The sequence below is a fragment of the Orenia sp. genome (assembly GCF_055140805.1).
This window is the reverse complement of the sequence record NZ_JBSQYM010000007.1, coordinates 24,167-40,548: the sequence shown is the minus strand read 5'-3', so window position 1 is coordinate 40,548 and position 16,382 is coordinate 24,167. Positions and strand designations below refer to the sequence as shown.

The window sequence follows — 16,382 nt, the reverse complement described above, 5'->3', positions numbered from 1 at the left end:
GGATTGCTATGTCAACACCTAAACCTTTAGCGTTAGTTATACTAGATGGTTTCGGAGTGAATGAAAAAGAAGAAGCAAATGCAATTCAAGCAGCAAATACACCAAACTTTGATAGATTATGGGCTGAATATCCTCATACTCTTGTCCAAGCTGCTGGTGAAGCTGTAGGATTACCTGATGGACAGATGGGGAATTCTGAAGTAGGTCATCTTAACTTAGGTGCTGGTCGAATTGTATATCAAGATTTGACTAGAATTACTAAATCAATTAAAGATGGCGACTTCTTTGAAAATGAAGTATTATTAGATGCTATTAATAAAGCAAAAGCAAATGATTCTGCTCTTCATCTGTTAGGTTTATTATCTGATGGAGGAGTTCATAGTCATAATCAACATTTATATGGGTTATTAGAGCTTGCTAAGAAAGAAGGTATGGAGAAGGTTTATGTTCATGCTATCTTAGATGGAAGAGACGTACCTCCATCAAGTGCTAAGACCTATGTAAAAGAGTTAGAAGACAAAATGGAAGAGATTGGTGTAGGAGAGATTGCAACGATTGGTGGACGTTATTATTATATGGATCGTGATAATCGTTGGGATAGAACTGCTAAAGCTTATAATGCAATGGTATTTGGTCAAGGTGAAAGTGCTAACAGTGCTTTAGAAGTAGTAGAGAACTCTTATGCTGATGAGAAGACTGATGAGTTTGTCTTACCAGCAGTAGTATTAAATGAAGATGGAACTCCAGTAGCTAAGGTACAAGAAAATGATTCGATTATCTTCTTTAACTTTAGACCAGACCGTGCACGTCAATTAACACGTGCTTTAAATGATACAGATTTCAATGGTTTTGAGCGTCAAGCAGGATACCCTAAAGTTCATCTGGTATGTTTGACAGAATATGATGAGACTATTGATGCTCCAATTGCTTTTCCTGCTACAGAGATTGTCAATACTTTAGGTCAAGTCTTAGCTGCTAATGGATTAAAGCAGCTTAGAACTGCTGAAACTGAGAAGTATGCTCATGTTACTTTCTTCTTCAATGGTGGTAAAGAGACTCCAAATGAAGGAGAAGATAGAGAGTTGATTCCATCTCCAGATGTTGCTACTTATGATATGAAGCCTGAAATGAGTGCTTATGAAGTAACGGAGAATTTACTTAGTGTAATGGATAAGACAGATTATGATGTTATTGTATTAAACTTTGCTAATCCAGATATGGTCGGTCATACTGGTGATTTTGATGCAGAGGTAAAGGCAGTAGAAGCAGTTGACGAATGCTTAGGTAAGGTAATAGATGCCATTGCAGCTAAAGGTGGGGCTGCTTTAGTTACTGCTGACCATGGAAATGGTGAACAGATGGTTGATTATGATACAGGAGAGCCTTTAACATCTCATACAACAAATCCTGTACCATTACTTTATATCAATGATAATGATAAAGATGCTAAGTTATTAGCAGAAGGTGAAGGTAAATTAGCTGATTTTGCACCAACAATGCTAAAAATATTAGGAATTGACATTCCTGCAGAGATGACAGGTAATCAGTTGATTAAATAGTTTTTAGGTATTAGCCAGGTTCCAAACTACTGATACTATATTATCAAATTCGACTAGTACAACTTATTATTATAAATTAGTTATGTAGGGGTCGACTCTATGTTGACCCTATATAAATATAAATTCTACATATAAATTCATATTATTTAGGAGGGAAAAGAATGATTGAGAATATTTTTGAGATTATTGATGTTGTAGGAAGAGAAGTTTTGGATTCAAGAGGTAATCCAACTGTAGAGGTAGATGTATACTTAGCAGGAGGAGAAATGGGTAGAGCTATAGTTCCATCTGGAGCTTCTACTGGAGAGCATGAAGCAGTAGAATTAAGAGATGGAGATAAGAGTAGATACAGAGGAAAAGGTGTTCTTAAAGCTGTAGCAAATGTAAATGATGCTATTGCTGATGAAGTTATTGGTATGGATGCTAGAGCACAAGTAGATATTGATAATTTAATGATTGAATTAGATGGTACTCCAAACAAAGGTAACTTAGGTGCTAATGCTATTTTAGGTGTATCTCTAGCGGTAGCTAAAGCAGCTGCTAAGCAATTAGGTCTTCCTTTATATCAATATATTGGTGGAGTTAATGCTAAAGAGCTTCCTGTACCAATGATGAATATCTTAAATGGTGGAGAGCATGCTGACTCTGCTGTAGATGTTCAAGAATTTATGGTTATGCCTGTTGGATTTGACAACTATAGTGAAGCTTTAAGAGCTGGAGCTGAAATCTTCCATGCTTTACATGCTATTTTAGCAGAAAGAGGAGATGTAACTGCAGTAGGTAACGAAGGTGGATTTGCTCCTCGTGACTTAAGTGGAACTGAAGCAGCTATCGATACTATCTTAGATGCTATTGAAAAAGCTGGATATACTCCAGGAGAGCAAATTAAATTAGCTCTAGACGTTGCATCTAGTGAATTAGTTGATGAAGATGGAAACTATAACTTCAAGCGTGAAGGTGTAGTTAGAACTTCTGATGAAATGGTAGACTTCTATGCTGACTTAGTTGAGAAATATCCAATCATCTCTATTGAAGATGGATTAGGTGAAAATGATTGGGACGGTTGGGTAAAACTAACTGAAAGATTAGGAGATAAAGTACAATTAGTTGGAGATGACTTATTTGTAACTAACACTGAATTCCTTGCTAAAGGTATCGAATTAGGTGCTGCTAACTCTATTCTAATCAAAGTAAATCAAATCGGTACATTAACTGAAACTCTTGATGCTATTGAATTAGCTAAGAGAAACAATATGACTGCTGTTGTATCTCATAGATCTGGAGAGACTGCTGATGATACAATCGCTGACTTAGTAGTTGCTACAAATGCTGGTCAAATTAAGACTGGTTCTGCTTCTAGATCTGATAGAATGGCAAAATATAACCAACTATTAAGAATCGAAGAAGAATTAGCTGAAACTGCTCAGTATAATGGTTTAAACAATTTCTATAACTTATAATATTAAAGTTAAAGTGCAGGGAGTTTCCCTGCACTTTTTATTTAGTTTAAGTTTAAGTATGGCTTTGTTAATAATTGGTCTATTTTGAACTCATACTTAAGCTTAGACTAAAATTTAATATAATTGCTTTTTAAGACAAGTTATGTTAAAATAATAATGTTATTTTGTAATTGGGAGGTGCCGTATAGGTGTTAGTCTTTCTGAAAGTAATGTTAATTGTAGTCTCAATTGCCCTAATAGCTGGTGTGTTATTACAATCAGGTAAAGGTGGCGGACTTGGTGGTATGGACGGAGGAGCTTCTGCTTTAATGGGAGCTCAAGGTAAAGCTTTAGATTCTATAATGAGTAAGATAACAACAGTTGCTGCTATCTTGTTTATGGTGTTGTCTTTGATAATAGCAGCGTAACTCTCTCCTACCTTAGGAGAGAGAACTAAAACACATTTTTGTTCCCCTCTCCTGGTATGAGGAGAGGGGTTAGGGGTGAGGTTGGTTTTATATTTCGTTCTAGAGTTGTTTATCTATATAGTCATTCAACTTTAGAATGAAACAATAGAAAGATAGTGTGACACTTTTTGGAATCTGGAATCAGTAGTCAGGAATCAGTTATAAATACTGGTTCCAGATTCCTGATTACCGACATGAAGGTGTCCCATTATCTATATATAACGACATAGTTGAATTTTATTCTAAGGTTACATATAATACAAGCTATATTTACATAGGTTAATTCTTGGTGAAAGTATACTTATTATAAGATTTAGACAGAATAGATTGTAGAGGATAAATCTTGATTTTATTTTTTATTTTGGAGGGATAACATGAGTGTTAAAAATAAGGTTTTAAATTTTATGAGAGAGCAGGCATATAAACCATTAACTGCTGAAGAACTATTGAAGGCTATGGAGATAAATCCACAGCAGAAAACTATATTATTAGATTTATTAGAAGATATGGAGAAGCAAGGAGTAATTATTAAAAATCGTAGGGGATGTTATGGTGTTCCTGAAAGAATGGGTATGATTAGTGGAAGGCTACAAGGACATGCCAAGGGTTTTGCATTTTTAATCCCAGACAATCCTAATCAAGAGGATATTTATATTCATGCCAATGACCTTAAAGGTGCTATGCACAATGATAAGGTTCTTGTTAGAAAGTTTAATAAGGCTGATGGTAGAAGTAGCTCAGGTGAAGTTGTTAGAGTCTTAGAGAGAAGTAATAAAAAAATTGTCGGTAGCTATGAGGACAGCAGAAATTTTGGTTTTGTAGTTCCTGATGACAATAGAATTTCTTATGATGTCTTCATTCCTCAATCTCAGACTAAAGGTGCGAAGGAAGGCCAGAAAGTAGTAGTTGAGATAAGTAAATGGCCTGAAAAGAGGAGAAATCCTGAGGGGCAAATTGTAGAGATCTTAGGATATAAAGGAGAACCTGGTGTTGATATAGAAGCAATTATTAAAAAGTTAGAGTTACCAGAATATTTCCCTGAAGATGTTAGAAAAGAGGTTGAAGCAATCCCTGATACAATTCCTCAAGAGGAGATTGAAGGTCGAAGGGATTTAAGAGATCTTAAAATGGTAACTATAGATGGAGAAGATGCTAAAGACTTTGATGATGCTGTTTCTATTGAAAGGCTAGATGATGGTAAGGTTAGATTGGGAGTACATATTGCCGATGTGACCCATTATGTTAGAAAAGGAAGCCCCTTAAATAAAGAAGCCTTTAATCGAGCTACTAGTATCTATTTAGTTGATAGAGTGATTCCAATGTTACCAGAGAAGTTATCTAATAATATGTGTAGTTTGCGTTCTGATGGAGATAGATTAGCAATGACTGTTTTGATGAATTTTGAAGAGAAGACAGGAAAGCTATTGAGTCATGAAATTATAGAGAGTGTTATTAGAGTTAATCATCGATTGACTTATACAAAAGTCAACAAGATGCTAATAGATGAAGATAATGATTTGATAGAAGAGTATAGTGATATGATTGATGAATTGAGATTGATGGGAGAATTCTCTAAAGTTTTAAGAAAGAATCGCTTTGAAAGTGGAAGTATTGATTTTGATTTTCCAGAAGCCAAGATAATTCTTGATGATGATGGCAAACCTATTGATATAATTAAGATCAATCGTGGAATTGCAGAAAAGATGATAGAGGACTTTATGATTAGAACAAATGAAGTGGTAGCTGAAGATATGTTTAATCGTGAGATACCATTTATCTATCGTGTTCATGAGCAGCCTAGCAAGGAGAAGTTAGAGTCATTAAATAGTTTTATTCATAATTTAGGTTATCATATCAAAGGGTTAAAAGGGGAAGAGGTACATCCTAAAGCTTTGCAAAATATATTAGAAAAGGTAAAGGGTCAACCAGAAGAAAGAGTTGTCAATACTGTCTTATTAAGAAGTATGCAACAAGCCCACTATAGTCCATATAATATTGGCCATTTTGGACTTGCCTCTAGGTATTATAGCCATTTCACATCACCAATTAGAAGATATCCAGATTTAATGATTCATAGGATAATTAAAGAGGTAATCAATAAAGGTGCCTTATCAGAAGAGAGAGTATCACAGTTGATGGATGAACTACCTAATATTGCTGACCATTGTTCTGTACAAGAGAGAAGGGCGATGGATGCTGAATACGAATCATTAGACTTAAAGAAAGTTGAATATATGGAAGATAAAGTAGGGGAACAATATGAAGGAATAATTAGTAGTGTTATGTCCTTTGGTTTCTTTGTAGAGTTGGATAATACTGTAGAAGGTTTAGTGCATGTCAGTGCTATGCGTGATGATTATTATCATTATTATGAAGATAAGCATGCTTTTATCGGTGAGAGAACAGGTAATTCTTATCAATTAGGGGATAAAGTAAAAGTTGAGTTAGTAAAAGTTAACTTGGAAGATAAGCAGATTGATTTTGATTTGGTTATAGATGAAAACGAGGATAGTGAATAATAATTAGTGCTAGCAGAAAAATTGATACAATAGAGAGATAGTGCGACACTTTGTGTCGAGTGTGAGCTATGAGTGTGAGTGTGTGTAAAACTTCTTTTTATTGGGGTTTACTCACACTCACATACCCACTCACGCTAATTTTAAAAGTGTCACAATATCTCCATAATCCGATATTAAATATTAAAATCTAACTAGCACAACAGGTAATAATAAATGATTAACTAATCCATGGTTATTATTGGCTGCCAATTAATAGCTATTAATTACTACTTAGCCCTTGACATTTTATTTAGAATTGTTATAATAGTAGATGCACGTTCGTTAAAGAGGTGAAACTAATGGGTAAAACAGTTGTTACAAACCGTAAAGCAAGGCATGAATATCATATTGAAGAGACCTATGAAGTTGGGATTGTCTTACAGGGAACAGAGGTCAAGTCAATTCGAGCAGGTAGAGTCAATCTTAAAGATAGTTTTGCCAGAATAGAGAACAATGAAGTCTTTTTATATAATCTTCATATATCTCCTTATGAACAGGGAAATCGTTATAACCATGATCCAGAACGAGTTAGAAAATTGCTGTTGCATAAGAATGAGATTAGAAAGTTAATTGGTAAAACTCAGCAACAGGGATATACTCTGGTGCCTTTAAAGATTTACTTTACACGCCAACTAGTTAAGGTACAATTAGCTCTAGCTAAAGGTAAGAATCTTTATGATAAGCGCCAAGACCTTAAGCGCAAAAGTGCTAAGCGTGAGATACAACGTGCTTTTAAAGATAGACAAGTAGGAAGATATTAAAATTTAGTGAAGAGTAATGAGTAAGTAGTTAAAAGATTTTAGGTCTTGCTACTCACTGTTCACTATCAACTGATCACTGTTGTTACTATGGGGGTGTAACTGGTACTCGACCTGCAAAGTACGGCAGAGACAGCGAGCCGAGATTGCTATTAACTCGTTAAATAGTAGCAACTTAAAATTATCTGCAAACGATAATAATTATACTTTAGCTGCTGCGTAAGCACCAGCTATATGTTTATAAATCTTTTGTCTGTGAAGGTTTATAAACACCATAATCAGCAGACTACTCACTTTCTAATGCTTGTAGGATAGTGGGGAACTTTACAAGCTAGTACCTTAATATCATGCTTGTATGAGATTAAGGTATGATTCTAAATTACAAGCTACGCTCGTAGAACCTCTAGTTAAGCTTTGTAGGGACGGCGGTTCGATCCCGCCCACCTCCACCAAATATATATTTTATTTGACAACCTATTATTTTTAATATATAATAATTTATGCTGTCAAGCAAACTTAAACTAAATATCTAGCGTACGGGAATAGCTCAATTTGGTAGAGCACTGGACTCCAAATCCAGGTGTTGCGGGTTCAAGTCCTGCTTCCCGTGCCAATTTTATTTTTTGCAAGTTAATCTTTTAATTTACATAAAAAGACTGTGGTCTTAGACCACAGTCTTTTACTTTTATATTAATCTTTCTAGATATAAGCCAATATAATAGATAAACATAGTCCGAAAGCTAAAATCCAGAAGAAGATATTTAAAGCATAAATTGTTTGGGTTTTAGTTTGGAATTTTTCGTTAGTTTTATCTCTATTATTATAGTTTCTATATTGTCCATGGTTAATAGCTGTTAATAATAGAGCGAAGAATAAACCTACTATCATAAAGGATAGCCATGGAACCCCCCATAATAAAGGTCCAATTGGAGTAATCCATCTCCCTCCAGACCAGGTTATTAATAAGATCAAGATAAAGAAAATAAATAAGTCATTTCTAGTCTCATATCTGCTAACTCCTCTAGCAAAGATTCCAGTGAACAAAATAGCAAAAAATAATACAAAGAGAAAATCAATAAAAAACATTATCTACACCTCCAAAGGGTACTAATATCTTTATTAACTTCCTTAATTGTATTATAGGATAATCTATAAGCTATGTCTAAAGCTATTATAACTATTTAAAGGCTATGAATCTTACCTACAGTTAATCAAATTAGATTTTGTTAATTAATTATAGAATAACTTTAATTTATTGGTTAATACTACCACATTGATAAGAATAGTTGCCATTATGAAGGATATCTTATCTTTTTATACAAAGTTTTAATATAAGATTATAAATTAATTATGATAGGAGGAGTTATAAAATGGAGTATAAGAAGCTAGGAGCTAGTGATTTAGAGGTATCTGTTGTTGGGTTAGGAACTTGGGCTATGGGTAGTGACTTTTATGGTAAAACTGAAGACCCTAAATCTATTCTGACAATTCAACAAGCGATAGATTCTGGTATTAATCTTATCGACACAGCGCCAGCATATGGTGACGGCCATTCAGAAGAGGTTGTAGGTAAAGCTATTGAAGGGCGTCGTGATGATGTTATTATTGCTACTAAATGTGGTGTCTATCGTAAAGGAGAAGAGTTTATTAAGAGTTTAAAGCCAGAACTTATTAGAAAGCAGCTTGAAGATTCTCTTACTAGGTTAGATGTAGATGTTATCGATTTATATCAAATTCATTGGCCTGATAAAGAAACACCTTTAGAGGATAGTGTCAATGAATTGTTAAAATTGAAAAAAGAAGGTAAATTCAAGTATCTAGGAGTCTCTAATTTTGATGCTAATTTAATATCTGAAATAATGGAGCTGACCGATATTGTCAGTTTACAACCACAATATTCATTGTTATCTAGAGATATTGAAGAGGAGACCTTACCCTGGTGTATAGAAAATAATATTGGTGTAATGTCTTATGGTTCTTTAGGTGGTGGTATATTAACTGGTAAATACAATCAAAAGCCTGTTTTAGGTCAAGATGATAAAAGAGATACCTTTTATCCTTTTTATGATAATCCTTATTGGGATAAGATTCAAAGTCTAATTAATCTGTTAAAAGAGATTGCTCATAAATATCAAAAACCTGTACCTAATGTAGCTATTAACTGGATTCGTCAACAACAAGGAGTTACTACAGCTTTGGTAGGTGCTAAGACTCCCAAACAGGCAGAACAAAATGCTACAGCTGGTAGATGGAAGCTTTCTGAAGATGAGCTAGAAGAGCTTTCTAAAGCTTCTGAGAATATATTATGGTAACTATTTGATAGATTTAAATTTAAACAAACCCCTAGTTGATTTTAAAATCAACTAGGGGTTTTTATAATCACTTATATTAGTCTTCTGCAGAGCCAGGAATACCAAAGTTTGGTGTGCCATCTTCATTCCATGAGAAAGCCTTTACTCTAGCATGTCGATTCGGGTCACTAAGAGGGTCCTTACCATCTAAGTAGCCTTTATATGGACGAGCATGATAAACAAGAAGATCAGTAGTACCATCTTCTGCTGTGGTAAAGGAATTATGACCTGGACCATATTCTCCAGTTTCTTCACTAGTTTCAAATACTGGATGAGGTGTTTTAGTCCAAGAGTTTGCATCTAATAGATCACTATCTGCATCAGCTGTTAGAAGCCCCATACAATAGTTTTCATCGGTAGCACTGGCAGAGAAAGCCACAAAGACCTTAGCATTTCTTTTAATGACAGCTGGACCTTCATTTACATTGAAACCAATCTTTTCCCAGTCATATTCTGGGGTAGCTATCATAACAGGTTCAGTACAAATTGTCCATGGATTACTCATCTTAGCAATATAAAGATCTGAGTTGATCTCTTTTATATCTTTTTGTGCCCAAATTAAATATCTATCTCCTTTATGTTCAAAAGTAGTTGCATCAAGACTAAAGCTTTCAAAGGACAAGTTAATCTTTCCTTTCTCTATCCATTCTCCTTCTAACGGGTTAGAATCAGCACATTCTAGGACATATGGGCGGTTTGTAGAAGGGGTTTTTCCCGCTTCTCCTGCAGCAAAGTGGATATACCATTTACCATTAACGAAATGTATTTCTGGTGCCCAAATAAAAGAACCCATGATACCCTCATCATGCTTCCACCAGATTACCTTCTCTTCAGCCTCAGCAAGTCCTGCAATAGTTTTAGCCCTTCTTAACACAATACGATCATAATCGGGATAAGATCCAGTAAAGTAATAATAGCCATCAGTGTGTTTGTGGATAAATGGATCTGCTCTTTGCTCGATTAATGGATTTGGGTAGTTTAATGTGTTTTCTTTCTTATTCATATTTTCCAACTCCTTTTTAATATAATATCATTTAAAGTTTATAAAAAAATCTAACCGGTTAGATATCACCTATCATAATTTTATCATATTTATCTATAGTAATACAACCTAATAATCTTTTAAATTTAATTTTAATTTGACTGAAGTTAATAGGAACTCTTTTTGAAATTAATTTAGATTCTAATTTCAAATAATTTATTGCAGGAATGATTAATTTTTAGTAGAATAATGTTAATGAGTCTACAAAATACTTAGTGGAAACGATTTAGAGAATTCTATTTAATCACATAATTTTACTTTAATTTAAATTTGGTTTATCCTATCTTAAGCTAATCTGTTGATTTTAGCTTTGGATAAAATACATAAAAGAAGAAGATAATAATATAAGGGGGATTTAAGAAATGACAAAAAGATATGAAGATGCTTCATGGCAAGAGTCTATGCGCATCAAGTTAGATGTAAACAATATGTTTGCTGAAACTGTTGGTGAAGAGCATGGTTATACTAAAGCTGATGTAGATGCAATGAAAGAAAAAGTAATAGCTGGTCATAAGGCTATTAGAGCAGCTAAAGAGGCTGGAGATTTAGGGTTTATGGAGTTGCCTGAAAGCCATAAGGCTATTGCCAAAGAAATCAAGGAGTATGCAGATGCCAATAAAGATAAGTATGATAACTTTGTAGTATTAGGAATTGGTGGTTCTGCATTAGGTAATATCGCCTTACAGACTGCTTTAAATCATCCATACTACAATCTAAACAAAGAAGCTAGAAATGGATATCCAAGATTATTTGTTCCTGATAATGTAGACCCAACTAGATTAAAAGGGTTATTAGAGACTTTAGATTTATCAAGAACAGTATTTAATGTAATCTCTAAATCTGGTGGTACTGCTGAGACAATGAGCCAATTTTTAACTGCTCGTGCTATGGTAGTAGAAGAGTTAGGTGAAGATGCAGTAGGTAATCACTTTATCGCTACTACAAGTCAGCATTCTGGTAATCTAATTAAGATTGCTAAAGAAGAGGGTATGAAGACTTATTATATCCCTGAAAATGTTGGAGGAAGATTCTCTGTAATGACACCAGTAGGATTAATCTCTGCTGCCTTTACTGGAATTGATATCGAAGAGTTATTAGCAGGAGCAGCTTATATGGATGAAATCTGCAATACAGATGATTTATGGAAGAACCCAGCTTATTTAAATGCTGTATTACAATATTTAGCAGACCAAGATGGTAAGCCAATGTCTGTTATGATGCCTTATGCTCATGACTTAAAGGATCTTGCTGACTGGTATCGTCAATTATGGGCTGAATCCTTAGGTAAAAAATATGATCGTCAAGGTAAAGTTGTAAATGTTGGACCTACTCCAGTTAAAGCCTTAGGTGCTACTGACCAGCATTCTCAAGCTCAATTATATATGGAAGGTCCTTTTGATAAGGTTGTTACTTTCTTAGAAGTAGATAACTATAAAGAAACCTTAGAGATTGCTCCTGGTTATAAAGATATCTCTGGAGTATCTTATTTAGGTGGACACACTTTCAATGAATTATTAACTGTTGAAAAGAAAGCTACTGAGTTAGCATTAGTTGATAATAATAGATTAAACTGCACAGTTACCTTCCCAGAGGTAAATGCATTTACTATCGGTCAGTTCTTCTATATGTATGAATTATCTACAGCACTTATGGGAGAATTTTATGATATCAATGCCTTTGACCAACCTGGTGTAGAGTTAGGTAAGCAATATGCCTATGGTGTGTTAGAAAGAGAAGGTTTTGCTGAGATGAAAGAGAAGTTTGATGCTCGTCCTAAAAAGGATGAAAATTTAATTTTGTAATATATTAAGATGAAAAAGATACGGTATCTCTACCGTATCTTTTTCTATTCTAGGTATCCATTATTTTTATAAGTTTATATTAATCCTTATAGATACATTAAAGTTGGATTCCTCTTCTTTTTTATCTTTTAGCCTTTGGTAGAAGTATTTAGGGTTGAGAGGATAACCTCTACCTTCCTTTTTGATATTTTCTCCCGTTCTAGTATTTTTATAATGATATTCGTATTTGTAAGAAGGGTATTTCACCTCTAACTTTTCCTCTATTCCTAAGCGTCTATTCTGATATTTATATTCATATTTATCACTTTTGATTTCAATCTTTTCTTTGATCTTTGCGGGTTTATTATCATATTCATACTTTTTATCATCTATATCAATTTTTTCCTTAATTGGTCCTTTGCGTTTATTTTGATAGACTCTTTGACCCAAAGGAGGGAGGGTTCTATCTAACTTTGGATGGTGCAAAGTGATGATTCCATCTTCAAAGATAATTGGTGGTAAGCCAAGATACCAAGTTAATCTAGCCATATTATCCTTATTTTTAACAATAAAGTCGATATCATTAGCGGTAATTTCTTTGTTTGAGAGAGAGTATAGATATAAGATTAAGCCTAATTCCTCTCTGCTTATATTAAGATTTTTGAAGTAGTTAATCTCTTTGTCTCCAATATTAAAGATCCTTTTCATTAAATTATTATCAACTGAATTATGGGTATAAGATTGTTTTTTTTGATGTTTAAATTTTTCTTTCTTTGGTTTGGCCATTGAGATAGAAGTAATTGAAGAAACTAGAAGTATAGCTGTTAAAAATATTGATATGCTTTTTTTCATAGAATTTATCACACCTTATTATAAATTTTTGTTATAGCTATGCTGATTTGTGAAAGTCTATTAGTATTAATTATTGTGTTATTTTAATTTATCACATAATGGGGATATTGCGACACTTTTAAAATTAGCGTGAATGGGTGTGTGAGTGTGAGTAAACCCCAATAAAAAGAAGTTTTACACACTCACACTCATAGCTCACACTCGACACAAAGTGTCGCACTATCTATCTATTATATCAATCCAATTAATACCACTATGTAATATTATCTAATCTAATTCTATCAGTTAAACTCAGAAAAAGTTATAGAATATTTATCCAATATCTTATGGAGTTTGATTTTTACTTTTGAAATGGTAGTTATATAGTAATAAAGTATAGATAAAATCAAAGAAGAAAGTAGCTATGGAGAAGAAGGTTATAAGTGGGGAATATTCGATTATATAAGCGGCAATAGAGACGAATAATGTTCCAAATAATTTAAATAAGGCGATAAAGATTGATTGTCCAGCGATATTACCACGCCTTACTAACATAGTTATAAACAAGATTGACATAATTAGATTCTGTCCAAAAGCAGTATATTTGCCAAGGTTATCATTAGATTCATAAGAGATTAGTAATATGCTTAAAAAGCTAATTGCTAATGTCAGTAAGGAAATAGAGTAAAAGTATCTCTGATAAAATTGCTCTTTTAAGTCTCCTCTACCAAAGTGAAGAAATTGGAATAAGATAATTAAATCAAGCAGAAACCAGATAATATTAATGTAAAGTTGTGGACTTGGGTGGGGGATAATAAAGGAGAAGATAAATTCCCATGAGATATTAGCACAAATAGCTAACATAGGCATACCATAAGTTTTATCATGGAAGCCTTTGATTATAATCAAAATATAGGTTAAAGACCAAAATAGTCCACTACTTAACTGTAAGAACAAGACTACATCAATATTCATAAGCGACTCCTCCTATCTATATAAGTTGAACTAATGTTTTTCTTTAAAGAATCAAAAAGTCTTTTTTGCAACGAATTAACACGAATAAAAGGCAAAAAGAATAAATTAATAGTTTAGAATTTTCTTTGTTTTAAATTCGCTATATTCGTTGTTAAATAAGTTGGATTATTGGTTTTTAATTAATGAAATTATTTAATTCAATCTATATATTAACCAATTTATTAATTGAATTTTGTTAGAAATTATATTATAAATTATCATATTCATAGAAAAGTAAAAGAAGTACTATTATATTGTAGCTAGTAGTTGTTATTGGCTATATTGCGATACTTTTCACTTTGGTAGTTAGGGGTTGGAGGGTTAGGTAGTTGGATTTTTCTCTCTTATATCAATTTTCTACTATAGAAAGATGATTACCAGATTAAGTTATCAATAATTAAATTTACATAAAGGATTTTAGTACATATTCTTGAAAATATATTAAAGAAGGAAAGGGTATTTTAAGGTAAGATAAAGAAAAAAATTCCTATTTACTAATTTAGTCATTTTATAGTCATAATTATTATAGATATAATAATATAATAAGTTTAGAATTAAGAGTAAAGTGGGAAAGCTTTTACCCACTTTTTTTATTGAGGAGTGATAAAATGATTAAATTTCCTTTAAAATCATTAATATCTAGTAGTGAAAATAATGGTAAGACCATTATTCCCTTTGAACATTTATTACCTAAAAGAGATGAAGATATTTGTGGGAGAGATGATTGTAGTTGTGAGATTGATTTTCAGGTTATCACAAGAAGAGACCATGTCTTTCAACTTCCTAAATACCACCAGAGATTATTGGACTTGAATATAAATTATAATAAATATTTTTTAATCTATGCTTCAATTGGTGGGGATAATGTTAGGGGCTGTGAAGTCAAGATAGATAAAATTAAACAGAAGGGAAATCAAATTATTGTCAAAACTAAAAGGCTAATTCCAAGTAGTAGTAGTACATTTACTTTGGAGATGGTTAATGTTCCTTATGATTTGGTCAAAGTAAAGAAGAGTAAATTACTAACAAAAGGACTTTTAAACTTTAAATTTATAGATTGTCACGATAAACTATTATATAAGACTACCTTCAAGGTTGATTGAAGAGATTATTAAATTATTACATCACACTATTACATTACAGTACTAATCATAGTTGGAAGGAGAAAAAATTATGAAAAATAAATATAGTATAATTGCACTCTTTGTTGCAGTAACTATTTTTTTATCTTTGGTGGTAGAGGCTAAAAGTCCTAAATTTATCTTAGATGGTGAGGAGTTGAGCTCTGAATTTATAAAGGTTGTCAATGGAAGAACGTTGATTTCTGCTCGCTTTATTTCAGATTATTTTGGCGATAGGGTGAGTTGGGATAATAATCAGAAGATTTTAGATATATATAATAATAGTGCTCATGTTATTCTTAAGGTAAATAACAGAATAGCTTTAATTAATAATAAACCAGTTCCTCTAGATGTACAGCCTGCTTTAGTTGATGGACAAGTTATGGTGCCTTTGAGATTTTTGACGAAGTTATATGGTGGAATTCTGGCTTGGGATGGGCAGAGCAAGTCGATAAATTATCATAAGAATATGATAAATGATGTTAGTTTCAAGAACTTTAATCAAATATCACAAGTAATTATAGATATGGACTCCTTAAGTAAGTATAACTTGAAGTTATACCATCAACCTACTAGATTGGTCTTAGATATAAAGGATGTAGGATTAGATCTGCTCAAGAATCTAATTCCAGTAAATAATAATATAATTGAGCAAGTGAGAGTTAGTCAATATGATTTTGATCCTGCAGTAGTAAGGATTGCAGTCGATATTAATGCAATGAGTAGCTACTATTTGGTTGAAGAAGATTCTCGATTGATCTTAAATATTCGTAACAACTTACAGGTGGCTACCTCTTCTATTATCAGTAAACCTAAAGTTAAAGAAGAGTTGAAGTTATCAAGAAATAAGATAGTAATAGATGCAGGACATGGGGGGCATGATCCGGGTGCTATTGGTCCTATGGGGGTTAGAGAAAAGGATGTAAACCTAAAGATAGCTCAAAAGGTAAATAGTCTGTTAAGAAGAAAGGGTTATAACACTGTGATGACTAGAGAGAATGACCGATTTATTCCATTGACTGGTCGGGCAGAGATAGCCAATACTTTGAATGCAGATATATTTGTAAGTATTCATGCCAATTCCCACCCTAGGATTTCAGTTAATGGAACTGAAACCTATGCCCATTGGGATGCAAGTAAAGAGAATTGGGCTCTAGCTTGGTATGTACAAAGTGAGATGATTAAAAGAATTGGATTAAGTGATAAAGGTTTGAAGGCTGCCAACTTCTCTGTATTAAGAAATACTGAAATGCCAGCTATTTTAGTGGAGTCAGGTTTTTTATCAAACCCTACTGAAGAACGATTATTAAAATCTGATAGCTTTCAGCAGAAAGTTGCTGAAGGGATTGTGGCAGGAATTTCAAGATATTATCAAGAAAAAAAGGCTAATTGAAAAAGGAATTTGTAAAATTAGTAAGAATACTAATGATAAACTGATAAATAATTATAGATAGTCTAAGT

General features: G+C 33.0%; 13 protein-coding genes, 1 tRNA gene and 1 other RNA gene. 11 read left to right on the top strand and 4 right to left on the bottom strand.

The window, feature by feature from the left end:
- Window positions 1-8: 8 nt before the first annotated feature.
- From gpmI to ACTCDL_RS01755, 7 genes are all read left to right on the top strand, one after another.
- Window positions 9-1,559 (top strand): 2,3-bisphosphoglycerate-independent phosphoglycerate mutase, encoded by a 1,551-nt coding sequence (gene gpmI, locus ACTCDL_RS01785; protein WP_463173557.1) that lies wholly within the window; start codon window positions 9-11, stop codon window positions 1,557-1,559.
- A gap of 161 nt (window positions 1,560-1,720) precedes the next feature.
- Window positions 1,721-3,019 carry a phosphopyruvate hydratase gene (gene eno / locus ACTCDL_RS01780; protein ID WP_463173556.1) on the top strand — a complete coding sequence of 433 codons (1,299 nt, stop codon included), beginning with the start codon at window positions 1,721-1,723 and terminating at the stop codon, window positions 3,017-3,019.
- A 188-nt stretch (window positions 3,020-3,207) separates the two neighbouring features.
- Window positions 3,208-3,426, top strand: a complete 219-nt coding sequence (gene secG / locus ACTCDL_RS01775) for a preprotein translocase subunit SecG (protein ID WP_463173554.1) — start codon at window positions 3,208-3,210, stop codon at window positions 3,424-3,426.
- A gap of 413 nt (window positions 3,427-3,839) precedes the next feature.
- Window positions 3,840-5,984, top strand: coding sequence for a ribonuclease R (rnr, locus tag ACTCDL_RS01770; RefSeq protein ID WP_463173552.1), 2,145 nt, complete (start codon window positions 3,840-3,842; stop codon window positions 5,982-5,984).
- Between the two features lie 338 nt (window positions 5,985-6,322).
- Window positions 6,323-6,784 carry an SsrA-binding protein SmpB gene (gene smpB / locus ACTCDL_RS01765; RefSeq protein ID WP_463173551.1) on the top strand — a complete coding sequence of 154 codons (462 nt, stop codon included), beginning with the start codon at window positions 6,323-6,325 and terminating at the stop codon, window positions 6,782-6,784.
- 89 nt (window positions 6,785-6,873) lie between these two features.
- Window positions 6,874-7,233: a transfer-messenger RNA gene (gene ssrA, locus ACTCDL_RS01760) on the top strand.
- Between the two features lie 84 nt (window positions 7,234-7,317).
- A tRNA-Trp gene (locus ACTCDL_RS01755) sits at window positions 7,318-7,394 on the top strand.
- 86 nt (window positions 7,395-7,480) lie between these two features.
- Here ACTCDL_RS01755 and ACTCDL_RS01750 read toward each other — a convergent pair.
- Complete coding sequence (locus ACTCDL_RS01750; protein ID WP_463173549.1) at window positions 7,481-7,867, bottom strand: hypothetical protein; 387 nt, start codon at window positions 7,865-7,867, stop codon at window positions 7,481-7,483.
- Between the two features lie 284 nt (window positions 7,868-8,151).
- Here ACTCDL_RS01750 and ACTCDL_RS01745 point away from each other — a divergent pair, with 284 nt between their 5' ends.
- The gene (locus ACTCDL_RS01745; RefSeq protein WP_463173548.1) at window positions 8,152-9,093 is read left to right on the top strand and encodes an aldo/keto reductase; all 942 of its coding nucleotides are present in this window, start codon (window positions 8,152-8,154) and stop codon (window positions 9,091-9,093) included.
- Between the two features lie 76 nt (window positions 9,094-9,169).
- Here the strand turns inward: ACTCDL_RS01745 and ACTCDL_RS01740 are convergent, their stop codons facing one another.
- Complete coding sequence (locus tag ACTCDL_RS01740) at window positions 9,170-10,135, bottom strand: glycoside hydrolase family 43 protein (RefSeq protein WP_463173547.1); 966 nt, start codon at window positions 10,133-10,135, stop codon at window positions 9,170-9,172.
- A 401-nt stretch (window positions 10,136-10,536) separates the two neighbouring features.
- Here ACTCDL_RS01740 and ACTCDL_RS01735 point away from each other — a divergent pair, with 401 nt between their 5' ends.
- On the top strand, window positions 10,537-11,976 hold the full coding sequence (locus ACTCDL_RS01735; protein WP_463173546.1) for a glucose-6-phosphate isomerase: 1,440 nt from the start codon (window positions 10,537-10,539) through the stop codon (window positions 11,974-11,976).
- A 66-nt stretch (window positions 11,977-12,042) separates the two neighbouring features.
- Here the strand turns inward: ACTCDL_RS01735 and ACTCDL_RS01730 are convergent, their stop codons facing one another.
- Together ACTCDL_RS01730 and ACTCDL_RS01725 are read right to left on the bottom strand one after the other, a co-directional pair.
- Window positions 12,043-12,807 carry a hypothetical protein gene (locus ACTCDL_RS01730; RefSeq protein WP_463173545.1) on the bottom strand — a complete coding sequence of 255 codons (765 nt, stop codon included), beginning with the start codon at window positions 12,805-12,807 and terminating at the stop codon, window positions 12,043-12,045.
- A 324-nt stretch (window positions 12,808-13,131) separates the two neighbouring features.
- The gene (locus ACTCDL_RS01725; protein WP_463173543.1) at window positions 13,132-13,761 is read right to left on the bottom strand and encodes a transmembrane-type terpene cyclase; all 630 of its coding nucleotides are present in this window, start codon (window positions 13,759-13,761) and stop codon (window positions 13,132-13,134) included.
- Between the two features lie 647 nt (window positions 13,762-14,408).
- Between ACTCDL_RS01725 and ACTCDL_RS01720 the strand changes: the two genes are divergently transcribed.
- Both ACTCDL_RS01720 and ACTCDL_RS01715 read left to right on the top strand, forming a co-directional pair.
- Window positions 14,409-14,903 carry a hypothetical protein gene (locus ACTCDL_RS01720; protein WP_463173540.1) on the top strand — a complete coding sequence of 165 codons (495 nt, stop codon included), beginning with the start codon at window positions 14,409-14,411 and terminating at the stop codon, window positions 14,901-14,903.
- Window positions 14,904-14,973: 70 nt separating this feature from the next.
- Window positions 14,974-16,314 (top strand): N-acetylmuramoyl-L-alanine amidase, encoded by a 1,341-nt coding sequence (locus ACTCDL_RS01715; RefSeq protein WP_463173538.1) that lies wholly within the window; start codon window positions 14,974-14,976, stop codon window positions 16,312-16,314.
- Window positions 16,315-16,382 lie beyond the last annotated feature (68 nt).